The 22,770-nt window shown below is 73.9% G+C and carries 21 protein-coding genes; 10 read left to right on the top strand and 11 right to left on the bottom strand.

Translation table 11 applies throughout. The annotated features are described in order from the left end of the window. Positions 1-7: 7 nt before the first annotated feature. Together OG737_RS00565 and OG737_RS00570 are read left to right on the top strand one after the other, a co-directional pair. A complete protein-coding gene (locus OG737_RS00565; protein ID WP_405680456.1) occupies positions 8-964 on the top strand; it encodes an alpha/beta hydrolase fold domain-containing protein in 957 nt (318 codons plus the stop codon). Positions 965-1,056: 92 nt separating this feature from the next. Next, positions 1,057-1,803 (top strand): phosphatase PAP2 family protein, encoded by a 747-nt coding sequence (locus tag OG737_RS00570; RefSeq protein ID WP_328924130.1) that lies wholly within the window; start codon positions 1,057-1,059, stop codon positions 1,801-1,803. Between the two features lie 64 nt (positions 1,804-1,867). Here OG737_RS00570 and OG737_RS00575 read toward each other — a convergent pair whose 3' ends face one another. From OG737_RS00575 to OG737_RS00585, 3 genes are all read right to left on the bottom strand, one after another. Continuing rightward, a complete protein-coding gene (locus OG737_RS00575; RefSeq protein ID WP_328924131.1) occupies positions 1,868-2,875 on the bottom strand; it encodes a LacI family DNA-binding transcriptional regulator in 1,008 nt (335 codons plus the stop codon). Between the two features lie 124 nt (positions 2,876-2,999). Then, positions 3,000-4,544, bottom strand: coding sequence for a carboxylesterase family protein (locus tag OG737_RS00580; protein WP_328924132.1), 1,545 nt, complete (start codon positions 4,542-4,544; stop codon positions 3,000-3,002). Positions 4,545-4,640: 96 nt separating this feature from the next. Further along, the gene (locus OG737_RS00585) at positions 4,641-5,336 is read right to left on the bottom strand and encodes a phosphatase PAP2 family protein (RefSeq protein WP_405921072.1); all 696 of its coding nucleotides are present in this window, start codon (positions 5,334-5,336) and stop codon (positions 4,641-4,643) included. A gap of 644 nt (positions 5,337-5,980) precedes the next feature. Here OG737_RS00585 and OG737_RS00590 point away from each other — a divergent pair. The 3 genes from OG737_RS00590 (at position 5,981) to OG737_RS00600 (ending at position 9,993) form a co-directional block, all read left to right on the top strand. Further along, positions 5,981-7,240: an MFS transporter gene (locus OG737_RS00590; protein ID WP_328924134.1), complete on the top strand. Its 1,260-nt coding sequence runs from the start codon at positions 5,981-5,983 to the stop codon at positions 7,238-7,240. A gap of 94 nt (positions 7,241-7,334) precedes the next feature. Beyond that, positions 7,335-8,267 (top strand): 5'/3'-nucleotidase SurE, encoded by a 933-nt coding sequence (gene surE / locus OG737_RS00595; protein WP_328924135.1) that lies wholly within the window; start codon positions 7,335-7,337, stop codon positions 8,265-8,267. A gap of 73 nt (positions 8,268-8,340) precedes the next feature. After that, on the top strand, positions 8,341-9,993 hold the full coding sequence (locus tag OG737_RS00600) for a carboxylesterase/lipase family protein (protein ID WP_405680451.1): 1,653 nt from the start codon (positions 8,341-8,343) through the stop codon (positions 9,991-9,993). Between the two features lie 12 nt (positions 9,994-10,005). On the opposite strand, the gene OG737_RS00605 is transcribed toward OG737_RS00600, so the two are convergent. Beyond that, a complete protein-coding gene (locus tag OG737_RS00605) occupies positions 10,006-11,079 on the bottom strand; it encodes a DUF2330 domain-containing protein (protein WP_405680450.1) in 1,074 nt (357 codons plus the stop codon). A gap of 148 nt (positions 11,080-11,227) precedes the next feature. Here OG737_RS00605 and OG737_RS00610 point away from each other — a divergent pair, with 148 nt between their 5' ends. After that, positions 11,228-12,343, top strand: a complete 1,116-nt coding sequence (locus OG737_RS00610) for a TauD/TfdA family dioxygenase (protein ID WP_405680449.1) — start codon at positions 11,228-11,230, stop codon at positions 12,341-12,343. Continuing rightward, a complete protein-coding gene (locus tag OG737_RS00615) occupies positions 12,340-12,903 on the top strand; it encodes a phosphonate degradation HD-domain oxygenase (protein WP_405680448.1) in 564 nt (187 codons plus the stop codon). Before OG737_RS00610 ends, OG737_RS00615 begins: the two co-directional genes overlap by 4 nt. Here the strand turns inward: OG737_RS00615 and OG737_RS00620 are convergent. From OG737_RS00620 to OG737_RS00650, 7 genes are all read right to left on the bottom strand, one after another. After that, complete coding sequence (locus tag OG737_RS00620; protein ID WP_405680447.1) at positions 12,893-13,660, bottom strand: GntR family transcriptional regulator; 768 nt, start codon at positions 13,658-13,660, stop codon at positions 12,893-12,895. The two genes, OG737_RS00615 and OG737_RS00620, sit on opposite strands and share 11 nt — an antisense overlap. 10 nt (positions 13,661-13,670) lie before the next feature. Continuing rightward, positions 13,671-15,623: a serine/threonine-protein kinase gene (locus OG737_RS00625; protein WP_328924141.1), complete on the bottom strand. Its 1,953-nt coding sequence runs from the start codon at positions 15,621-15,623 to the stop codon at positions 13,671-13,673. Positions 15,624-15,689: 66 nt separating this feature from the next. After that, a complete protein-coding gene (locus OG737_RS00630) occupies positions 15,690-16,349 on the bottom strand; it encodes an HAD family phosphatase (RefSeq protein ID WP_328924142.1) in 660 nt (219 codons plus the stop codon). Next, on the bottom strand, positions 16,346-17,443 hold the full coding sequence (locus OG737_RS00635) for an ABC transporter ATP-binding protein (protein ID WP_405680445.1): 1,098 nt from the start codon (positions 17,441-17,443) through the stop codon (positions 16,346-16,348). The genes OG737_RS00630 and OG737_RS00635 overlap by 4 nt, the downstream gene beginning before the upstream one ends. 5 nt (positions 17,444-17,448) lie before the next feature. Next, positions 17,449-18,384, bottom strand: coding sequence for an ABC transporter permease (locus tag OG737_RS00640; RefSeq protein ID WP_405680443.1), 936 nt, complete (start codon positions 18,382-18,384; stop codon positions 17,449-17,451). Then, positions 18,372-19,259, bottom strand: coding sequence for an ABC transporter permease subunit (locus OG737_RS00645; RefSeq protein ID WP_328924145.1), 888 nt, complete (start codon positions 19,257-19,259; stop codon positions 18,372-18,374). The genes OG737_RS00640 and OG737_RS00645 overlap by 13 nt, the downstream gene beginning before the upstream one ends. Then, entirely contained in the window at positions 19,259-20,422 is a 1,164-nt protein-coding gene (locus tag OG737_RS00650; RefSeq protein WP_405680441.1) for an ABC transporter substrate-binding protein, read from the bottom strand. Before OG737_RS00650 ends, OG737_RS00645 begins: the two co-directional genes overlap by 1 nt. A gap of 209 nt (positions 20,423-20,631) precedes the next feature. On the opposite strand from OG737_RS00650, the gene OG737_RS00655 reads away from it, so the two are divergent. The 3 genes from OG737_RS00655 to OG737_RS00665 all read left to right on the top strand — a co-directional run bounded on the left by OG737_RS00655 (position 20,632) and on the right by OG737_RS00665 (position 22,766). Continuing rightward, the gene (locus tag OG737_RS00655) at positions 20,632-21,396 is read left to right on the top strand and encodes a GntR family transcriptional regulator (protein ID WP_328924146.1); all 765 of its coding nucleotides are present in this window, start codon (positions 20,632-20,634) and stop codon (positions 21,394-21,396) included. 148 nt (positions 21,397-21,544) lie between these two features. Further along, positions 21,545-22,453 carry a LysR family transcriptional regulator gene (locus OG737_RS00660; protein WP_328924147.1) on the top strand — a complete coding sequence of 303 codons (909 nt, stop codon included), beginning with the start codon at positions 21,545-21,547 and terminating at the stop codon, positions 22,451-22,453. Positions 22,454-22,568: 115 nt separating this feature from the next. Further along, positions 22,569-22,766: a hypothetical protein gene (locus OG737_RS00665; protein ID WP_405680440.1), complete on the top strand. Its 198-nt coding sequence runs from the start codon at positions 22,569-22,571 to the stop codon at positions 22,764-22,766. The last annotated feature ends 4 nt before the right edge of the window (positions 22,767-22,770 follow it).

Genomic DNA, 22,770 nt, shown 5'->3' on the forward strand with positions numbered 1-22,770 from the left:
GGCCTCAATGACGCAATCTCCCCCGGCCGAGTTCGACACCGCCGACATGGCCTGGCCGCCCCCGCCGTACCACTCCCCCGTGCCGCCCGTGACCGGCCCGGACGGCATACGCCGCTTCGAGGGGGTCACGTACGCGACCAAGCCGGGCTACCGCCCCCGGCTGCTCGACGTCCAGGTGCCCGCCGACGAAGGGCCGTTCCCCGTCGTCGTGTGGATCCACGGCGGCGGCTGGCTGGAGGGCGACCGCCGCTACCCGCCGCCGACCGTGCCCGCCGCGCTGCTGCACGGTTCGATCCTGGCGGCCGGGCTCGCGCTGGTCTCCATCGACTACCGGCACAGCCTCGAAGCGCCTTTCCCGGCCCAGCTGCATGACGTGAAGGCCGCGATCCGCTACGTCCGCCGGTTCGCCGGAGTCCTCGGCATCGACCCCGACCGGATCGGCGTCTGGGGCGAGTCGGCCGGCGGCCACCTGGCCGCGCTCGCCGGTCTGGTCGGCCCGGGCAGCCCGGACGGCGCGGCGCTGGAGGGCACGGAAGGGGTCGGCTCCGGGGAGACCGGGGTGCTGGCCGTCGTCGACTGGTACGGCTGCTCCGACCTCGTCGCCCTGGCCGCGCACCCCATGCCGCCGATGCCGTCGGGCGCCCCGTTCCCCGATCCGTACGAGGCCCTGCTCGGCGGTACCGAGGCCGAGCGCCCGGCGCTGGCGCGGGCCGCGAGCCCGGTGACGTACGCCGGGGGCCCGCACCTGCCGCCGTTCCTGCTCGTCCACGGAACCGCGGACGGCCTGGTCCCCTACAGCCAGAGCGAGGTACTCGCCGGGGCGCTGGAGGGCGCCGGGGGCGAGGTCATCCTGGAGCCCGTCGACGGCGCGGACCACATCTTCATCGGCTCCCCGGACATCCCCGGGCTCGTCGCCCGGAGCGTGGCCTTCCTGGCCCGGCACCTCGGCTCCACCACCCCCTAGCGCCTGTCGTCGTGCGGCGCGGCCCGGCCGCGCCCCCGTTTTCCCAGATCACCTACGGCCGCGGGCCGGGTCCGCGGCCGCGAGAGGCAGCCATGTCCACACGTCCGGCCCCCGCCCGCCGCTCCGCCAGACCCGCCGGCCGAGGCGGCCCCGGCGCACTCGTCCTGGGCCTCCTGCTCCTGGGGGCCGCCGCGCTGGCGGCCCTCGTGGTCCGCTCCGACGTCGCCGATCCTCCGTTCCAGGGCCTGGACGAGCGGTGGCTGGCATGGATGGGCGGGCCGCACGAGGGGCTGTACTCGGCCCTGGCCGCGGCCCTGAACTGGTTCGGCGGCCCCCTGGGGGCCGTCGTCCCGCTCGCCCTGCTGCTCCTGCTGCTCCTGCGCGGGCGCTGGGTGTCGGCCGGCTTCCTGCTGCTGGTCTACCTCGGCGGCAACATGGCCGTCGTACAAGGGCTCAAGCACCTGGTGGACCGGCCGCGCCCGGCCCACCCGCTGGTCCGCGTCGACCACGGCTCCTTCCCGTCCGGGCACTCCGCGTCGGCGGCGCTCCTCGTCGTCATCGTCGGGGCGCTGCTGGTCCCGGCGGCCCGGCGGCGGCTGTGGTGGGCGGCGGGCACGGCCTTCACGCTCGCCATGATGTGGAGCCGTACCTGGCTGCACGCGCACTGGCTCACCGACACCGTGGCCGGCGCCGCCGCGGGCGCGGGGGCCGGGCTGGTGGCGTGGTGGCTGGTGCGGCCCGCGCTCGCGCGGGAACACGCACGTGTCCACGGCCGCCGGGGGGCAGCCGCGGACACCCCGGACTCCGTGCCCGCATCGGCCGCCGCTCCTGTGGGGTGATGAGCGGCGGCTGATGCGGGCCGGGTGTCCGGCCGAGGGGCCGGGGGACGCTTCCCCCGGCCCCTCAGGAGGTCTCGCGGTGGACGAGGACGGCTTCCACGTCCGGCAGCGGCGGCGCCGTGCCGGTCTCGATCAGCTCGTGCACGACGTCCGCGATCCGCGCGGCCGACGGAAGGTCGAGGCGGACCGTGGTGAGCGCGGGCTGCTGGAGTGCGGAGAGGACGAGGTCGTCGCAGCCGACCAGGGCGACGTCGTCCGGTACGGCGATTCCCTCGGCCTGGAGCGCGTGCAGGAGCAGCGCGGCGTACTCGTCGTTGTAGGCGAAGACGGAGTCCAGGTTCAGGCTGCGCCACTGCCGGGCGAGGGCGGTCGCGGATTCGCGGGTGTAGGCCAGCTCCACCGGGGTGACGGTGGCCATCCGACGCGCGGCGACCGACTCGGCGCCCGCGAGGCGCGGCTCGGCGAGCGTGCGCAGGCCGCGTTCCTGGGGCATGACGACGCCGATCCGGGTCCGGCCGCGTGCGATGAGGTGCTCGGCGGCGATGGCGCCGATGTGGGCGTGGTCGAAAACGACGGTGTGCACGCCCTCGACGGGGTGGGACGCGAAGGCGAGCAGGCCGCGCACCCCGGCGCGGTGCAGCAGTTCGGCCGCCTGGGCGGTGAAGCGGTCGCCGTCCATGGCGACGACGGCCGCCGGGCGCAGTTCGGCCCAGGCCCGGGCGGCGTCGAGGGGGTCGGCGAAGCGGCCCGCGTGGAGCACCGCCGTGTAGCCGTGCCGGTCGAGCTCGCTGTGCAGGTCGTCGACCCAGTCGCTGACGAGACGGCCGATCGCGGAGATCGCCGATGGCATCAGGACGAGGTTGCTGCGGCCGGCCCGCAGGGACCTGGCGGCGGCGTGCGGTACGTAGCCGAGCTGCCTGGCCGCGTCGAGCACGCGGTCGCGGGTGCTCTGGCTGACGCGGTGGCCCGGGGTGTCGTTGAGCACGAAGGAGACGGTGGCGCGCGACACCCCCGCGAGCCGGGCCACGTCCGCGCTGGTGATCGACGCGGGGACGGGTGTGTCTTTGACCATGACGTCCCTCGACGCTCCTTCTGGCTGTGCCGGGCTTGCACCTTCTTTCAGGTTACACGAGTTAGATCAGGGCGGCGGGGGTCGATCAGGCGTGCGGGGGCTCGGTCGGCCCTGCCGGATCGGTCTACTCGGCCGGCCCGGTCCGCCGGGCCCGCTCGTGCAGGAGCCGGGAGGAGCCGGCGAGGTCGTCGAGGGCGGTGATGACGGAGTCGAAGCGCAGCGTGGTGCGCTTCGGCGTGTCGTACGGCTCCCACCGCGGCAGGTCCGGATGGTTCGGGTCGCCGGTGCGGACGAAGGCGATCCAGGCCCGGTGCATGGCGTACGCGAGGCCGTCGCTGACGGCGGGGTCGAGTCCGGCCAGGAAGGGGGCGTGCGCCCACTGGTCGAAGTTGTCGAAGACGAAGGGGAGTTCGAGGCAGTGCGCGGCGCCGAGCCGGCCCTCGTGCGCGGGCGTGGGCAGGTCGAACTGGTACGCCCACACGGGCCTGCCCAGCGCGGCCCTGGCTTCGGCCAGCCGCACCGATGGCACCCGGAAGAGCTCGTCCGTGATCAGGTCCATGAGCACATCGGCCGGGCGGGCGCCGGGCCGGGCGCGCTCGTACACCGAGTACGCCTCGGGCGCGGCCTCGGCGCCGACGGTCTCGGCGAGCCGGGCGGTCACCTGCTCGCGGGTGGCGGCGGCGTACTCCTCGTCGAGCGCGAAGCCGAAGTTGGCCTCCTCCCGGGTCCAGCCGATCATGACGTCGATGCCGGTCGCCGGTCCGTGCAGCAGGGCCTCCACCGGGTGCCGGCTCAGGGTGGCGCCGTCGACCACGGGCAGGAAGGGCGTCGGCCAGTGCCCCCACCGCATCGTCAGCGCGAACAGTCCGGCGCCCGCTCCGATCAGCTCGGGCCAGGGCAGGGCGCGCAGCTCCGCCGCGTCCTTGGCTCCGGCCAGCTCCAGGTAGGCGGCGGTGCGCTCCAGGTACGCGTCCGGGTCGGGGAGGTCCAGGCCGAAGGGCGGGCTCTGCAGGATCACCCGCTTGATGAGGTCCCGGGCCTGCGGATGTCCGGCGAGGGCGGCGGTGGACACCGCGCCGCCTGACTGGCCGGCGACCGTGATGGAGTCCGGGTCGCCGCCGAGGGCGGCGATGTTCTCCTTCACCCAGCGCAGGGCGGCGAGCTGGTCGGAGAGCCATGGGTTGCCGGTTTCGCCGGGGCCGTCGAGGTAGAGGTAACCCAGTGGCCCGATGCGGTAGTTGACGCTCACGACGACGAGGTCGCCGTCGCGCGCGAAGGTCTCGCCCGAGTACCCGGGCAGCGAGCCCGAACCGGACACGAAGCCGCCGCCGTGGATCCAGACGAGGACCGGGCGGCGGGCCGCGTCGGCGGCGGGCGTCCAGACGTTGAGGGTCAGGCAGTCCTCGTCGAAGGGGGGCGACCCGTGCCCGCCGAGCACCGGGTCGCCGCCCTCCCGGTACAGCTGCGGCGCGCTCGGACCGTCGGCGGTGGCGTCGCGCGTGCCGCTCCAGCCCGGGTGCGGCCGGGCCGGCCTCCACCGCAGGTCGCCGACCGGCGGTGCGGCGTACGGCACGGCCCGGAAGACGGCGACGCCGCCTTCGATCGCACCGCGGAGCCGCCCTGCGGGCAGGTCCGCCACCGTCGTTTCCTCGCCTGGGGAGTGAGCCATGAGCCGGTCCTTCCTGGCGGCGCGCGGGCTGCGTACCGACACGTCAAGACTATTGCGTGAATTTCACGACCGTCAACTCTTCACGATATTTTGGAGTCACAGCCACAGGCTGTCCGAGGCGATGCGCTCCGCCTCCGCACGCAGCAGCGGCGCGAAGACCCGCCACAGCATCAGACAGGCTCCGGCGCCGACCAGGGCGCCGGCGAAGGTGTCGGTGAGCCACTGGGCGTGCAGCCAGGTCCTGCTTCCCATCATGGCGAGGACGTACGCGGCCGCGCAGGGCCACCACCAGCGGCGGGCCCGCGGCGGGAAGACCACGAGCGCCACCACGATCACCAGGGTCACGGCACTGAACACCTGGCCGGAGGGGTACGAGCCGTCGTTGACCAGGACCGACGGGTGCGGGGGACGCGGGCGGTCGGCGAGCGCCTTGAGGGGCAGGAGCACCACGACGTTGGCGACGACGGTCGCGGTGAAGACGAAGAGCGCCGATCGCCAGCGCCCGTAGACGCAGAGGCAGCCGATCAGTGCGAGCGGCACGACCAGCCCGAGGGGGCCGCCGAGCCGGTCGAGCACGAGGGTGAATCCGCCGCCGCCGTCGACGGCGGATCCGTTCACCGAGGCCGCCCACCGGTCGTCGACGCCCTGGAAGAAGGGGCGCTCGACCACGCGGAGCAGGAGCGCGACGAGCAGCGGTACGACGAGGAGGAGGATTCCGCAGCCGAGCGCGTGGCGCGGCGGAGCCGCCGGCAGGTGGTGCGGCGGCGGTACACGGGAGGACGAGGGCGCCATGGCGGGCCTTTCACGGACACCGGTCCGCTCCCCTGGGGCGGAGCGCGGGCACGGGAGGGGACGGAAGGAGCGGCGATCGGGGCAGCGATCGGGGAACGTCGAGCGGGAACGTCGGCCGGGAACGTCGGCCTGAAGACATCCGGGCGGACCCGGCGGCGCGAGCGGCGCCTCCGCGGGCCCGCAGGACCCGGCGGTGCGGGCCCCCGGCGGTAGCCGGTCGAACTCCCGGCGCCCGGCGCGGCTCGTGATGCGCCGCGGGACGCGCGGTGCATTCCGGGGCACGCCCCGGCCGTCGGACGGCGGGGGCCGCGCAGGGTGGGGGCGGCGGCGATGGGGTTGTCGCACCGCGGCACGGAGTATGGCCGACGCACCACCACCGCCACAAGGGCTGTGGTTACACGTCATGGCACATGAAATCTCCGGACGGTCACGATCTGCACAACGACCGCACGCAGCCTCTGGCGGTGGCCGGAAATGGGTGCTACACAGTGTCCAGCGCCAGTGGTAACACGTGTAAATGACGGCTGGCAGGACCAGTACCCGTCCGTCGCACCTTCCCGCGCCCTGCGGCGCCCTGCCGCGCCCCGCCGCCCCCCGTTCGGCCCCCGCTCATCACCTCCCCGCTCCGTTCCCGAGGAGTCGTCATGGCCCTGCCCGACGTCGTCGATCCCGTTCCCGCGGCCCCCGAGCCTCCCCGCCAGCGCGGTCTGCTGCCCCTGCTGCTGTTCGCCAACGCCGCCATGCTGGCGGTCTACATGGGCGTGGGATCCGTCCTGCTGCCGCTGCAGATCGCCGAGATCGATCCCGCCAACAAGGTCGCGCTCCTCGGCCTGATCGGCGGCGTCAGCTCGATCTTCGCGACCGCCTTCAACCCGATCGCCGGCGCCCTGTCCGACCGCAGCGGGCGCCGCAGCCCCTGGATCCTGGGCGGCGCCCTCGCCGCGCTCGCCGCCCTGGCCTTCCTCGGCAGCGTGAGCACCGCTCTGCTCGTCGGCATCGGCTGGTGCCTGGTCCAGGCGACCATGAACGTCTACCAGGCGGCGGTCACCGCGATCGTGCCCGACCGCATCCCCGCCGCCCGCCGCGGCACCGCGTCCGCGCTGGTCGGACTGGGACTGCCCATCGGCGGCACGGTCGGCGTCCTGGTCGCCTCCCAGACCGCGGACCACCTGCGCACCGGCTACCTCGTCTTCGGCGCCATCGTCGCCGGAGCGGCGCTGCTGCTCACCACCTTCTGCCGGGACCTGCCGCGCCCCCGGTCCGCCCCGGGCGCGGCCTCCGCGGCCGCCCGCCCCAAGGGCGCCGGGCTCGCCGCCTTCCTCTCGTCCCTCGGCAACCACGACTTCCGGTGGGCCTTCATCGGCCGCGCCCTGATGGTCCTCGGCTACTTCTCCGTCGTCGGCTACCAGCTGTACATCCTCGACGACCACATCGCCCTGCCCGCCGGGCTGACCCCGCCCGCCGCGATGGCCGTGCTCACCCCGGTGTCGATGGTCGCGATGGCCGTCTCCACCGTGCTCGGCGGTCTGCTGTCCGACCGCCTGAACCGCCGCAAGGTGTTCGTCGGCGTCTCGGCCGCCCTCGCCGGACTCGTCATGGCAGTGCCCGTGGTGAGCCCGACGTGGACCGGCATGCTCGTCTTCAGCGCGCTCAACGGCCTCGCCTTCGGCTGTTTCATGGCCGTCGACACCGCGCTCGTCACCCTGGTCCTCCCCCGCGCCGAGGACGCCGCCCGCGACATGGGCGTACTCAACATCGCCAATGCCGGGCCGCAGGTCGTCGCCCCCTTCGTCGCCTCGGCGATCGTCACGGGCCTGGGCGGCTACACCCCGCTCTTCCTCGCCGGCGGCGCGCTGTCCCTGATCGGCGCGCTCGCCATCCTGCCGATCCGCAGCGTGCGCTGACACCGAACTCCGGCGGGCGCATGCCGAGGGTCACGCGCCCGCCGGTCACCACCCTTCTCACCCTCCTCTCCCTCCCCTTCGAAGGAGCACTCCTGTGAGACGCAAGCGAGTTCTGCCGCTGGCCGCACTGATGCTGTGCGCTCCGGCCCTGGCCGGCACGGCACCCGCGGCCGCCTCGCCACAGACCGTGCCCGCGCCCGCCCCCGTACCCGCGGCCGCCGGCCCGCTGCGGATCCTGCTCACCAACGACGACGGCTACAACGCGCCCGGCATCCGGAAGGCGTTCGAGCGGCTGACCGCGGCCGGACACGACGTCACGATCGTCGCCCCGCTCACCAATCAGAGCGGCACGGGTACGAAGATGATGAGCGCCCCCACCCTGACGGTGAAGCACCCCGAGCCCAAGGTGTGGGCCGTCGACGGCACGCCGGGCGACTCCGTCGCCTTCGGCCTGGCCGAGGTCTTCGCGGACGGGGCCCCCGATCTGGTGGTCTCCGGCACCAACTTCGGCCCGAACGTCGCCGGGCTCGCCACCCACTCGGGCACGGTCGGCGGCGCGGTCGCCGCGCTGGAGTCCGGCGTCCCCGCCATCGCACTGAGCACCGGCGGTCTGACCGCGCCCGACCCGGTCACCACCGTCAACGCGATGGGCCCGACGCTCGACTTCGCCGTCAAGCTGATCGACCGCCTGCGGGCGCGGGCCCCCCGGTCCGGCCCGCTGCTGCCCAAGGGCGTCGGCCTCAACGTCAACCATCCCGTGGTCGGCGCGGACGGCACGGGTACGGCCGCCGGTGTGGCAGCGACGTTCCAGGATCCGCAGACGCTCCTGGAGCCGGACTTCACCGATTCCGGCGACGGCACCTGGAAGGTGACCGTGAAGGTCGTGCCGCGCGCCGCGGCCAAGGGCGGCGACATCGAGGCCGTGAGCGCGGACCGGATCGCCGTCAGCCCCATGAACGCCGACTGGAACACCGGCCCGGCCGACCACGCCCTGGCCTCCGCCCTGCTCGCGGGGCTCCGCCCGTAACCCGTCGGACGGCCGGGGGCGCGGCGGCACGCCCGTCCGCCCCCGGCCCTCGGTCACACCCCCAGGAGGACGGATGAAGTGGCCCGGCAAGCGGCTGACTTCGGCAAGACCCCTGCTCGGAACGGCCCTCGCGCTGGCGGCTCTGCTCACCTCGACTCTGCTCGCCTCGGCGCTGCCCGCCGCGGCGCTGCCCGGTGGCACGGCCCGGTCCGGCGCGTCCGACGGACCGGCGCGCCCGGTGGTCGCCCTCGCGCAGGGCGCCCTGCGGGGGCAGACGCGCGACGGGGCCGAGGAGTTCCTCGGCGTCCCGTACGCCGCTCCCCCGGTCGCGGACGCACGGCTGCGCCCGCCGCGGCCGGCGCCCCGGTGGACCGGGGTGCGGGAGGCCGACCGGCAGGCTCCGGCGTGCCTGCAGTTCTCGCCGTTCGGGCTGCGTGATCCGCGGGCCGCCGCGGAGGACTGCCTGTACCTGGACGTGTACCGGCCCCGCACGGCCCGTCCCGGAGCCCGGCTCCCGGTGATCTTCTGGATGCACGGCGGCGCGTACAGCCAGGGCACGGGAACCCAGTTCGGCGGGCGCACGATGGCGGATCTCACCCAGACCGTGGTGGTGAGCATCAACTACCGGCTGGGACAGCTTGGTTATCTGGACCTGCCCGAGCTGGCCGAGGGGAGCGACGCGCCGCGCTCCGGGTCCTTCGGACTGATGGACCAGATCGCGGCGCTGCGCTGGACGCGACAGAACATCGCCGCGTTCGGCGGTGATCCGGACAGCGTCACGGTCTCCGGCCAGTCCGCGGGCAGCGGTTCGGTCTGCGCGCTGCTGGCGAGCCCGTCGGCCGCGGGCCTGTTCCACCGGGCCGTGCTGCAGAGCGGACCGTGCACCTTGCTGCGTACGCCCGACAGCGCGCGGGCCCAGGCGCAGGCGCGGGCCTTCGCCGCGCGGGCGGGGTGCGCCGGCCCGGCCGGGGTCGCCGCGTGTCTGCGCGGCGCCTCTGGAGCGGCCCTGGTGGAGGCGGCCCGTACGCTGCCCACCCCGGGTCCGGCCTCCGGCGACGGCCTGCTTCCGGCCGATCCGGAGCAGGCGATCCGGACCGGGACGTGGAACAAGGTGCCGGTCCTGATCGGGAGCACCCGTTCGGAGGCCCGCTTCTTCGTCGCGCTCAGCCGGCCCGGTCTGACGCAGGACCAGTACACGGCGCAGATCATGGCGGCTTACGGAGACGCGGGGGCCGAGGTCCTCGCCCGGTATCCGGTGGCGGACCACGGCTCGCCCTATCTCGCGCTGTCGGCCCTCATGACCGACTCGTCCTTCGCCTGCCACACCGCGTGGACGGCCGAGCTCTTCGCCTCCCAAGTGCCGACGTATGCCTACGAGTTCGATGATCCGCAGTCGCCGACGCTGGCCGGGGCGCAGGTGCCGGGCCTGGACGAGTCGAACGCGCACAGCGCGGAGCTGGCCTACCTGCACGACTTCACCATGGGCGACCGCCCGCTGACCGCCGTGCAGGTCGCGCTGGCGACCCGGATGAAGCGGTACTGGGGCGCCTTCGCCCGCTTCGGCGTGCCCGCCGTGCCGGGTCAGACCCGGTGGCCGGCGGTCGTTCCCGGCGCCGGGGCCGCCCCGGTCCTCACCCTCAACCCCACGGCGATGTCGGCGGGTTCGTCGTTCGCGGCGGACCACCAGTGCGCGTTCTGGCGGACCCACCCGCCCCTGCCCTTCTAGCCTTCCATCCTTCTAGGAGGTCCGTCGGCGGCGCCGGAGCAGGAGCGTGACGGCCGCCGCCGACACCACCAGGACTGCCGACACCGTCAGGAGCCACACCGGAACGCCGTCGCCCACCGTGAGCAGCTCGTCGTGGTAGACGGTCCGGCGGTACGGGGTGTCCTTGGCGGTGGCGCGCAGTTCGTGGTCGCCGTCGATGCGGCCGGGCTCCGGGAATTCCTGGTCGATCGCGGTGAGGAACACCGGCTCGCCGCCGGTGAGTTCGGCGAGCGGGGTGCCCTTCCTCGCCGTCACGGTGCCCGCGAAGGTCACCTTCGGCGCGGAGCCGCCGATCGTGGAGCCGGGTTCCATGCGGTGGTCGGCGAGCACGTACAGGCCGAGGGACTGCGGGGTCTTCGCCATCCGGGAGAGCCGCATGGGGTAGACGAGCCTCTCGCTGTCGAAGCGGATCTTCAGCGGGTCCAGGGTGCCCTGCAGCTTCTTGCCCTGCTGCCGCGGGGCGAGGCGGACGGCGACGTACTCCCACTTCTGGTCGACGTAGGGCTTCAATTCGGTGGCGAGGCCGTCGGGCAGTTTGAAGCCGTTGTCCTCCAGCCAGTTCCGCAGCGCGTCCGGGTCGGTGGCGGTCAGGCGCGCGACGTCGAAGTCGCCGAGCTGCTCCCGGCCGACCACCCCGACCGAGGGGGCGCCGGCGCCCGGCGCGGCTCCGACCATGCGGTCCCCGGCGGTGGCGGAGAAGGGCCAGTCGCCGTCGCGCGGCCAGAAGTAGTGCCGGGGCTTCTCCTGCGGCTCGGTCAGCTGGGAGAGCTGACCGAACACGGCCCCGTCCGCGAGCTCCACCGTGGCCCGGCCCGGCACCGGCATGATCCAGGCCGCCCGGGGCGCGTCCCCGCGGACGACGAACCGCATCACGATCTGTTCGGCGCGCCCGTCCCAGCGCACGACGGAGGTCTCCTTCTCGACCCCGATCCGCGCGTAGCCCTCAGGGATCATCGCCCCGCATCCGCAGGCCCACGCGGGGCTGATGAGCGAGCCCAACTGGGTCGCGAGCAGGGCGAACAGCAGGACCAGGATTCTTCGTTTCATCCACACGGGGTCTCAGACGACGGCCCGCGTGATCCGGTTCCTCGGGAGCGGGCGGGAGCCGTCGGACACTTCGCCGCCACCTTCCGGTCATCCGGCACTGCCACCATGCCGTTCCGAAAGTTGTATATACAACTCTGATGGAGAAGCGATGACCGCGACGGAGACCGCCCACCCGCCCGCCTTCTGGCTGCGCGACAACTGTCCTTGCGGCGCCTGCCGTGACCCGCGCAACGGCCAGAAGCTGTTCCAGATCACCGACCTGCCCGACGACCTGGCCGTCGGCGCGGTACGGGACGGTGTCCCGGCCGCGGACGGCGGCCCCGGCCGGGAAGTGCTGTGGGAGCCCGACGGACACCGGTCCGTCTACCCGGACGCCTGGCTCGCCGCCCACGCGCCCCGCGCAGCCCTCGGCCCGCCCCGCGCGGGCGACGGCCGGACCGAGGCGGACAAGGACCTGTGGGCCGCGGCGGATCTGCGCGGGCGGATCCCCGAGGCCGGCTGGGACGCGTACATCGGCGACCGCCGGGTGCGGATGCGGACGCTCGACAGCGTGGTGCGCCTCGGCTTCGTCCTGCTGCGGGGTGTCCCGCCCCGGGACCGGATGGTCCTCGACGTGGCGCGCACCTTCGGCTTCGTGCGCGAGACGAACTACGGCGAGCTCTTCGAGGTCCGGGTGGAGGCCGACCCCAACAATCTCGCCTTCACCGGCGCCCGGATCACCCCGCACACGGACAACCCGTACCGGGACCCGGTGCCCACGCTCCAGCTGCTGCACTGCCTGAGCAACGAGGCGCGGGGCGGGGACTCCGGACTCGTCGACGGCTTCCACGCCGCCGCGCTGCTGCGCGAAGAGGACCCGGACGCCTTCGCCGTACTGACCCGCGTGCCCGTCGAGTTCGCCTTCGCCGACGCCCGCACCGAGCTGCGCGCCCACCGGCCGCTGATCGACGTGGACCCGCTCGGGCGCATCCGGGAGATCCGGTTCAACAACCGCTCCATCGGCACCCTGCACCAGACGGCCGCGGTCGTGGAGGAGTTCTACGCCGCCTACCGCACGTTCGCACGGCTGCTGCTGCGCCCCGGCCTCCAGCTGGATTTCCGGCTGGCCCCCGGCGACTGCGTCGTCTTCGACAACACCCGCCTGCTGCACGCCCGTACGGCCTTCGCCGAGTCCGGCGCCCGCCACCTCCAGGGGGCCTACGCCGACCTCGACGGCCTCCTGTCCACCCTGTCCGTCCTGCGCCGCGGAGGAGACCGCTCATGACCCGGGACATCAGCCCCGTCGACACGCTCGCCGCGCTCTTCGAGGGCGAGGGCAGCGCCGAGTACTTCGGCGAAGCCGTCACCCAGGCCGGGCACATGCTCCAGGCCGCCGCCCTCGCCGAGGCCGCCGGCGCGCCCGCGCACCTCGTCGCCGCCGCCCTGCTGCACGACATCGGGCACTTCCACGGCACGGTGACCGGCCGCGACCTGATGGAGGGCGGCGTGGACAACCGGCACAGCCACACCGGAGCGGACTGGCTCGCCCGGTGGTTCGGTCCGGAGGTGACCGAGCCGGTACGGCTGCACGTCGCCGCCAAGCGGTACCTCTGCACGGCCGAGCCCGGCTACTTCGACCTGCTCTCCGAGGCCTCCGTGCACACGTTGCGCGTCCAGGGCGGGCCGATGACCGAGGACCAGGCCCGCGCCTTCGAGGCGCTGCCCGGCGCGGCCGACGCCGTGGCCGTACGGCGCTGGGACGAGCGGGCGAAGGACCCGGATATGGCGACCCCGGGCTTCGAGCACTTCCGGCCGCTGCTGGAAGGGCTGCTGGTCAGGGCCTGAGCCGTCGGCCCAGCCCGCCCGCCGCCGTGGTGTGCACGGTGAAGGCCACCGTCCCGGGAAGGTAGCGGTCCTGCGACCACTCCACCGGGACGCCGGCCGGGTCGGTGGAGCGCCGCCGCTCCCGCAGCAGCGCGTCCCCGGCCCGGCAGCCCAGCAGCCGCGCGTCGTCGGCGTCCGCGAGGGCGATGTCGATGGTGTGGTGGGCGTCGATGAACAGCACTCCGTGCAGCGCGAGTTGCCCGGAGTACGAAACCGTGTCCAGCGGCATCTCGGCCACCAGCGCGCCCACCGCCGCCGGGTACGTCGTGCGCTCCACCATGACCGGTGCGCCGGAGAGCGTACGCAGCCTGAGCACGCGGTGGACGGTGGCGCCGGGTTCGACCCGCAACTGCTCCGCCTCCTCGGCGTCGGCCTCACCCCGCTCGACCGAGACGGTCCGGCCGCCCGGCTCCTCGCCCAGCGAGCGCGCCCACCGCGTGAAGCTCCGCAGTTCGGCGGCGCCGCCCTGGCCGCCGGGGCCGGCCAGCACGACCCGGCGGGTGCCGCGGCGCGAGGTGATCAGCCCGTCGCTGCGCAGCGCGGCCAGCGCCTGGCGGACCGTACCGCGGGAGACGCCGTAGCGGCGGGCGAGTTCGTCCTCGGCGGGGAGCCGGGCGCCGGAGCCGTACTCCCCCGCCGTGATCGCGGTCCGCAGGTCCGCGGCGACGGTCCGGTAGAGCGGTGTCCGGCGGGACGCCGGCTCCGGTGTCTGGTCCACGGCCCCGGGCTCAGCCGCGCGAGCCGGAGCCGGAGCCGGCGGCATTGCGCCAGACCGTCACGTCCAGCGTCATGTACTTGCTGGGGGAACCCTCGGGCGAGAATCCCTGCACCGTCACGAGGCCCATGTGTCCGGTGCCCGTGGTGACGCAGATCTGCCGCCCCTTGGCGAGCTTGGTCAGATAGATGTTCTTGGCGAACCGCGTCTCGGCGCGGCAGACGGCGAGAGATCCCTCCTGCCCGGGATCGAGCAGGACCATGTTCCCCTCCGAGGTCTCCGCGTCGAGGTATCCGCCGGTGTCGTAGGACAGTTCGTACCCCCCGTCCTCGCCCTCCTGGGGCCGGACGTCCTCGTCACCGAGGGTCAGGTGGTAACCGGCGGTGAGGTTGATGCCCTTGTGGTCGGTGGGCTTCGGATCGGCCTTGGCGCTGGGCTTCGCGCTGGGCTTCGCGCTCGGCTTCGCCGTGCCCGTCTGCCCTCCGCCGGCCGTGTCCGTCCCGGTCCCCGTCCCCCTGCCCTTGTCCTGCGAGGTGGCGCCGCCCTGTGCCTGCTTCCCGTCTTCCTTGAGCAGGAAGTACGCCGTGCCGGCGCCCCCGACGGCGAACACCAGCGCGGCCGCGAGCGCGATGAACGGGCCCCGCTTGCCCGAGCTCTTCGGGGGCTGGGCGCCCGGGGGCATGGGGTATCCGGGGTAGCCCTGCGGCTGCGGGTGCGGGTGCGTCGGGAACTGGGCCGGAGCATAAGCGTGGGCGTGGGCCTGCGTGGGGACGTGCGTGGGCGGGGGCGTGGGGTACTGCTGCTGGACCGGTTGCTGCGGCTGCGGCAGGTGCTGAGGCTGCTGGGGCAGTGCCGGCCCGTAGCCCGGAGGCGGAGTGGCCGGTGCCGTCGGCGCAGTGGCCGGAGCCGTCGGCGGGTTGACCGGAGCCGGAGGCGCGGTGGGCGGAGCCGTCGGCGCGGTGGCCGGAGCCACCGGCGCGGTGGGCGTGTACGCCGCCACGGTCGGGGCGGCCGAGGGCGGCGGCGGGGTCTGGACCGGGGCGGGGGCGGCCGCGCGCACGGTGATGTCGGCGGCCACGGGAGCCGGGAGCCAGTCCTCGGGGCGGCGCAGGACCGTCTCCGCGTTCGCGGCCTGGCAGAGCTCGATGATCTCGGAGATGGACGGCCTGGCCTCGGGGTCCTTGGCGAGGCAGCGGGTCACGAGCTCCGTCAGCCGCTCCGGGACGGCGGAGAGGTCGGGCTCCTCGTGCACGATCCGGTAGAGCACCCCGTGCGAGGTCCCCTCGCCGAAGGCCGGGGTGCCCGTCGCCGCGTACGCCGCGACCTGGCCCAGCGCGAAGATGTCCGTGGCCGGGGTGACCTTGCGCCCCGCCGCCTGCTCGGGGGCCATGAACGAGGGCGTGCCGATGGTCACTCCGCTGCCCGTGAGCGAGGTCGCGTCGGCGGCGTAGGCGATGCCGAAGTCGATGACGCGGGGCCCGTCCGCGGCGAGCAGCACGTTGGACGGCTTGAGGTCGCGGTGGACGATGCCCGCGCCGTGGATGACGTGCAGGGCCTCGGCCATGCCGGCGATCAGCAGGAGCACCGCCTCGACCGGCAGCGCCCCGTGCGCGACGACGGCGTCGGCGAGCGAGGGGCCCGGCACGTAGGCGGTGGCCAGCCAGGGCTGCGCGCCGTCGGTGTCGGCGTCGATGACCGGGGCGGTGAACAGGCCCTGCACCCGCTGCGCGGACTGCACCTCCTGGGCGAACCGGCGGCGGAACTCGGCGTCCTCGCCGAATTCGGGGCGGATCACCTTGATCGCCACGGGCCGGCCGCCGGGGGTGTACGACAGGTACACCTTGCCCATGCCGCCGGCGCCGAGCTTGGCGGCCAGCCGGTACCCGGCGATGGTGGTCGGGTCGTCTCCCGAGAGCGGTTGGAAGACCTGAGGGGTAGTGTCCCGGCCCGGCTGCTGACCACTCATCAACTCATGTCTCCCACGCAGTACTCCATTGTCGACCGGCACCCTACCCGGCGTCCCGGCCCCTCCTCACACGGGTGGCCGCGCGCAGCCCCGCAGCAGCTCGGGGGTGACGTCCTCCAGGGACGCGGCGAAGGTCCGCGGCGGCGACGCGGGGACCGGCAGCAGCGACGGGACCACCAGGACCCCGCATCCGGCCGCCTCCGCCGAGGCCGCGCCGTCCGGCGAGTCCTCCACCGCCACGCACGCCTCCGGTACGAGGCCCAGCCGCCCGGCGGCCACCCGGTAGGGGTCCGGGTGCGGCTTGGTCCGTACGGTGTCGTCGGCGGACAGCGTGAAAGCGAAGGGGACGTGCGCCAGCGAACCGCCGACCACCGAGTCCACGACCACCCGCGGCGAGGCGCTGACCAGTGCGAAGGGCACGCCCTCCGCCTCCAGGGCGGTCAGCAGCCGCTGGGCGCCGGGCCGCATGGGGGCGCCCGCCTGCACCCGGCGGAAGAAGTCCTCGGTGAGGGCCGCCCCGACCTCCCGCGGGTCTCCCCCGCCCGCGACCCGTACGAGGTGGGCCGCGGTGTCCTCCACGGCGCGGCCGACCACCTCCGGAGCGTCCGCGTCGGTGAGCCGGTGGCCGAGGCCGTCGGCTATCTCCTCGGCGGTCCGCCACCACAGCACCTCGGTGTCGACGAGGGTGCCGTCCATGTCGAACAGGACCGCGGCGAGGGTGCTCACGCGGGCCTGGCCACGACGAGCACGGGCCGCTCGGCCAGTCCCACGGCGGCCCGGGCGCCGGGCACCAGGGCGCCGGCGTCCCGCGAGGGCAGGTCGGCCTTGACGGGCACGCCGCCGGGCAGCTCCAGGTGGAGGCGGGTCACCGAGCCGAAGAAGGAGGCGGAGACGACCGTCGCCGTGCCCTCGGCGTCGGCGGTCGCCGTCACGTTCTCGGGGCGTACGAGGACCTCCACGTCCGGTGTCGAGGGGACGGGGCCGTCCACCGGGAGGCGTACGCCCGCCACGGCCACCATGCCGGAGTCGGTGAGCTGTCCGGGGAGCCGGTTCATGGTGCCGACGAACTCGGCGACGAACGGTGTCGCGGGACGCTCGTACAACTCGGCCGGGGCGGCGCACTGTTCGAGCCTGCCGGCGTTCAGGACGGCGACCCGGTCGGCCATCGACAGCGCCTCCACCTGGTCGTGGGTGACGAACACGGTGGTGATGCCGAGGGACAGCTGGAGCCTGCGGATCTCCTCGCGCAGGTTCGCCCGCACCTTGGCGTCCAGCGCGGAGAGCGGCTCGTCGAGCAGGAGCACGCGCGGGCGCAGTGCCAGGGCGCGGGCGAGCGCGACGCGCTGCTGCTGGCCGCCGGACATCTGGTGCGGGTAGCGGTCGCCGTGGTCGGGGAGCCCCACCAGGTCCAGGAGTTCGGCGGCCCGCTCGCGGCGCTCGGCCGCGCCGACCTTGCGCACGCGCAGGCCGAAGGCGACGTTGTCGCGCGCGCTCAGGTTCGGGAAGAGGCTGTACGACTGGAAGACCATCCCGGCGTCGCGGCGGTTGGCCGGGACCCGGGTGACGTCCTGTCCGTCGACCAGGACTTCGCCGGAGTCGGGCTGCTCGAAACCGGCGACGACGCGCAGGGCGGTGGTCTTTCCGCAGCCCGACGGGCCGAGCAGGGCGAGGAGTTCGCCGGGCTCGACGGTCAGGTCGAGGCCGTCGAGGGCGACGGTGGAGCCGAACGCCCGGCGCAGGCCGCGGAACTCGACGCGGGCGCCCGCGGGGGCCGCTGAATCGGCCGCCGGCTTCCCGGCGGTGGGAAGGGTGGTGGACATGGAGGTCAGGTCTCCTTGCGGGAGGTGGTGGCGGGTGCGGCCGCGGCGGTGGACGGGGCGGTTCCGGCTCGCGAGAGGGCGAGCAGCAGCAGCCAGGTGATCAGGAGGCTGAGGACGGACACAGCCACGGACATGCGGGCCTGGGCTCCGGAGATCGAGACGATCCACACGGCGAAGGGCCGGAAGCCGAGGAGGGAGGCGATGGTGAACTCGCCGAGCACCAGGGCCAGGGTGAGGAAGGCGGCGCCCGCGATCGAGGCCCGCAGGTTCGGCAGGAGCACCCGCAGGACGACGTACGGCCAGCTCGCGCCGCAGCTGCGGGCCGCCTCGACCAGCGTGGGCACGTCGACGGCGCGCAGGCCGGCGTCGAGCGAGCGGTAGACGAAGGGCAGCGCCAGCACCGTGTAGGCGAGGACCAGGACGAAGGGGAAGTTCTCGTTCTGGACGGCGAGGAAGGTCTGGTAGAGCGGGGTCCGCGACAGGTGCTCCGGTCCCCAGCGCAGCACGGTGGTGATCCCGGTGACGAGGGCGATCGGCGGTACCACCAGCGGCAGCATGCACGTGATCTCGACGACGGGACGCAGCCGCGGGGAGCCGAGGCGTACGCCGATCAGCGCGGGCACGGCGAGCAGCAGCGACAGCGCGATGGTCGCGGCGGCCAGGCCGAGGGAGAGCAGCAGGCTCTCGGTGAAGCCGTCGGCGGAGAGCAGTTCGGTGTACGCCTCGAAGGTGATGCCCTGGCCGGGCACGTGCACGGTGAAGACGAAGGAGGCCAGGAGCGGGACGAGGAAGTACGCGCCCGCCAGTACGAGCACGGCTCCGCGCCACACCGCGGGCCTGCGGCGCCGTCCCCGGGGCCGGGCCGTGGGACGGTCGCCGGACGCGGCGCCGGTGCTCCGGGGTGCCGTGTCGGACGGGGCGGGTGAGGTCATCGCAGCCATCGGGCGCTCCGTCGCTGGAGGGGCAGGTAGACCGCCATGACCAGGCCGGCGATCAGGATCATGTCGAGGCCGAGGGCGAGCGCCACGTTCTCCTGGCCGGTGAGCACGTTGCCGGACAGCGCGTCCGCGATCTTGAGGGTGACCAGCGGGACGGAACCGCCGACGAGCGCCGCGGCCGTCGCGTGCGCGGCGAACGCGGTGCCGAACAGGAGCACGAAACCGCCGAGCAGGGAGGGCGCGAGCACGGGCAGGCCGACGTGGCGCCAGAACTGCCATCCGGTGGCCCCGCTGTTCTGGGCGGCCTCGCGCCATTGCGGACGCAGACCCTCCAGCGCCGGGGCGATCACCAGCACCATCAGCGGGATCAGGAAGTACAGGTACACCACGGCGAGACCGGTGAAGGAGTACAGGCTCCAGCCGAGGCTCGTGAGGTCGGCGAGCTGGGTGACGACTCCGGAGATGCCGACGGTGGCGATGAACGCGAAGGCGAGCGGGACGCCGCCGAAGTTCGCGAGCACGCCCGAGGCGGTCAGTGCCGCGCTGCGCAGGGCGCCGGAGCGGGAGGTGACCACGGCCTGGGCGATGAGGACGCCGAGGACCGAGCCGATCAGCGCGGTGAGCGCGGAGAGCTGGACGCTGCCGAGGAGCGAGCCGAGGTACGGGCCCTGCAGGGAGCGGGCGAGGTGCTCACCGGTGAGCTGGGTGGCGCCGGTCGCCGGGTCCGTGCGGGTGACCGCGCCGAAGGCGATGGCGCCGAGCGGGATGCCGAAGCAGAGCCCGGTGAAGGCCAGCAGCGGGAGGGCGGCGAGCCAGGTGCGGGGGCCGCGCCGCCGGCGGCTGGTGCCGTCGGCGGCGCGGGAGAGGGTGGTCGGCATCAGGAGAGGGCCTTGTCCCACTTCTCGGCGAGGGTGGCCTTGGCCTTGTCGAGCTCCTCGGAGGCGGGGAACGCGGGGGTGCCCTGGACCTGCGGGAGCTTGGTGACGGCGTCCTTGTCGACGGTGCCGTCCTGGGTCATGACGGGCAGCAGGACCGGGCGGGCGTGGCCCTTCAGCCACAGGTTCTGGCCGTCGGCGCTGTACAGGAACTCCATCCACAGGCGGGCGGCCGCCGGGTTCGGGGCCTCCTTGTTGATGGCCTGCGAGTAGAACTGGGCGTAGACGCCGTCGGCGGGGACGGCGACCTTCCAGTCGACGCCCTTGCCCTTGAACTGCTCGGCGTAGCCGGCGTTCAGGTAGTCCCAGTCGATGGAGATGGGCGTCTCGCCCTTCTCCACGGTGGCCGGGGTGGACTCGACCGGGATGAAGTTCCCGCTCTTCTTCAGCTGGCCGAAGAAGTCGATGCCGGGCTGGATGTCGGCGAAGGAGCCCTTGCTGGCGAGGGCGGCCGCGTAGACGCCGCCGAAGGCCGAGCCGGACTTGGTGGGGTTGCCGTTGAGGGCGACCTTGCCCTTGTACTCGGGCTTCAGCAGGTCGGCGAAGGTCTGCGGGCAGGCGGGGATCTTCGCGGCGTCGCAGCCGATGGAGACGTAGCCGCCGTAGTCGTTGTACCAGCGGCCGTCGGCGTCCTTCTGGCCGGCCGGGATCTTGTCCCAGGCGGTGACCTTGTACGGGGCGAACAGGTTCTCCGCGGCTCCGCTGCGGGCGAAGGCGATGCCCAGGTCCATCACGTCGGGGGCGCGCTTCTGGCCCTTGCGGGACTTGACGGCGGCGATCTCGTCGGAGCTGGAGGCGTCCGGGTTCTCGCTGTTGACCTTGATCTTGTACTTGGCCTCGAAGGCCTTGATGATCTCGCCGTAGTTCGCCCAGTCCGGCGGCAGCGCGATCACATTGAGCTGGCCCTCCTTCTGCGCGGCGGCGACGAGGGCTTCCATCGAGCCGAAGTCGGCGACCGAGACGGCGGCGCCCGGCTGCACCTTGCTCTTCGCATCGCCGGCGGCGCCGGACTTGGGGTCGGGTGCGGCACCACACGCACTGAGCGTGGTGAGGACGGCGGCGCTGAGCAGAACGGCCGCACCGCGACGAGCGGAGGAACTGAGCACGGTCTCTCCCGGAGACGAAGGGGGAATCACTTGTATGGACAAGTTGGCTCCAGTTCGCCCGGGTCCGCTGTACGGACGGTGAACGGCGGCTGTCCCGGGGAGCACGGCTCGACGAAGAGACGAGAATGACCTGAGGATCGGCGGCACGACCTGCTGGAATGATCATGAGAGGTGGAGACGGGCGCGCGGCGAGCAGGGGGCGAAACGGCATGGCCATGGGTACGGGCACGGGCACGGTCCGGTATCTGGAGATCGCCGAGGCACTGCGCGGCGCGATCGTCTCCGGTGAACTCCCAGTGGGCGCGCAGCTGCCCTCGGAGAGCGATCTTGCGGCCCGCTGGTCCGCCTCGCGCGGGACGGTCCGCCAGGCGGTCGCCACGCTGGCCGCGGAGGGGCTGATCGGCTCCCGGCAGGGCGCGCGCCGCACCGTCCTGCGCCACGAGCGCCGGCAGAGCTTCGGCGAGCTGAACAGCTTCGCCCAGTGGGCCGAGGGGGTCGGGCACCGGGCCGACAGCCGCTTCCTGTCCCGGACCCGCCGGCCGGCCACGGCCGAGGAGGCGGAACGGCTCGCCCTGGACCCCGGTACGGAGATCCTCGCCGTGCTGCGGCTGCGCCTGCTCGACGGGGAGCCCACCATGGTGGAGCGGACCGCCTACGCCGACTGGGTCGCGGCGGGCGTCGAGGCGCTGCCGGCGGACTGCCGCTCCGTCATGGACAGCCTGGCCCAGAACTCCGGGATCGTCGCCCACCACGGCGAGCACCTCATCGACGCCCTGGCGGCGGGCAGCGAGGACGCCCGGCTGCTGGAGATCCGGCGCGGCAGTCCGCTGCTGCGCCAGCGCCACGTCTCGGCCACCGCGGCGGGCCGCCCGATCGAGTGGTCCGACGACCGCTACCGGGCGGGCAGCGTCACCTTCAGTGTGAGCAACTCGGCGGTAGCCACCCCCTTGGAGCGGCGGGCCGGCGAAGGCTGACCGCTGCGGCGCGGCTTCGGCGCGGCTTCGGCGATCCCGCCCGGCAGCCGGCCGACGATGCCAAAGATCTTCTGCATGCGTCCGGCCCTGCCGCTGTATGGTCCCCAGCGGAACTGACGATCGGCTGAACACCCCTGAAGGAAAACCGATGATCGACGTGCAGCGGCTGCGCATCCTGCGGGCCGTGGCGGAGCACGGCAGCTTCAACAGGGCGGCCGGAGCCCTGCTCCTGACACCGTCGGCCGTCTCCCAGCACATCGCCTCGCTGGAGCGCACGCTCGGTCAGCCGGTGGCGGTGCGCAGTACCCGCGGGGTCACGCTCACCGAGCCCGGACGGCTGCTCGTGGAAGCGGCGGAGACGATATCCGCCGAACTGGACCAGGTGCGCCACGAGATCGACCGGCTCACCGCGCCGCGGCCGCGCCTCACCGTGGCCACCTTCACCAGCGGGGGCCGGCACCTGCTGCCCGAGGCGCTGTCCCGGTTCGTGTCCGCGCATCCGGAGGTGGAACTGACGGTGCTGGAGAGCGAGCCGGAGGCCGCCGTGCCGATGGTCCGCGCCGGCGCCGCCGACCTCGCGCTGGCCTACCACTTCGACGGTCCGCCGCCGGTACGGCCGGACGGGCGCCCCGCGCTCGACTGGGTCCCGCTGATGGAGGACCCGCTGTGGCTGGTCCTGCCGCCCGGCCACCGGCTCGCGGACCGGACCTCCATCGGCCTCGCCGAGCTGGCCGCCGAACGCTGGGTGCTCGGCTGCCTCAAGACGGAGGCGTTCTTGCGCCGTTACGCGGAACTCGCCGGGTTCGGCCTGCGGGTGGGAGCCTCCACCACCGACTACTTCTTCGCCCAGACCCTGGTCGCCGCGGGCGTCGGCGTGTCCCTGGTCCCGCAGGTGTCCCTGGCGCCGCCTCCCGGATCGGCCGTGGTCGGGGTCGAACCGCCGCGGCCCGCGCGGCACATAGGCGTGGTCACCCCACGCCGCAGGCGCCCGATCCCGTACACCGTCGCCCTGACCGAGGCCCTGACCGCCGCCGCACGCAAGGACGCACACTCGTGAACCCTCTCCTGCGCGGTCTCGCCGCCAATCCGGCGCTGCCGCCCGAGCTGGTCGACCGGCTGATCGAACTCGCGGTCGCGAGTTGCCCGCCATGGTCACGCGGCACGGCGTACGCGTGGCAGCCCACGTCGCCGCCAATCCGGACGCGCCGGGAGCCTTGCTGGCGGAGCTGGCCCGCCACGAGCCCGTACGCAAGACCTTGCGCCGCATAGCCGTCCATCCGAACGCGACGGCCGACGCGCTCCTGCCCGCTCTGGCCGACGCGGGGGAGGGCCGAGGCCGCGGCCCAACCCCGCACTCCCGCCCGCGGTGATGGA

The organism is Streptomyces sp. NBC_00122 (genome assembly GCF_045160845.1).
Taxonomy (GTDB): Bacteria; Actinomycetota; Actinomycetes; order Streptomycetales; family Streptomycetaceae; genus Streptomyces.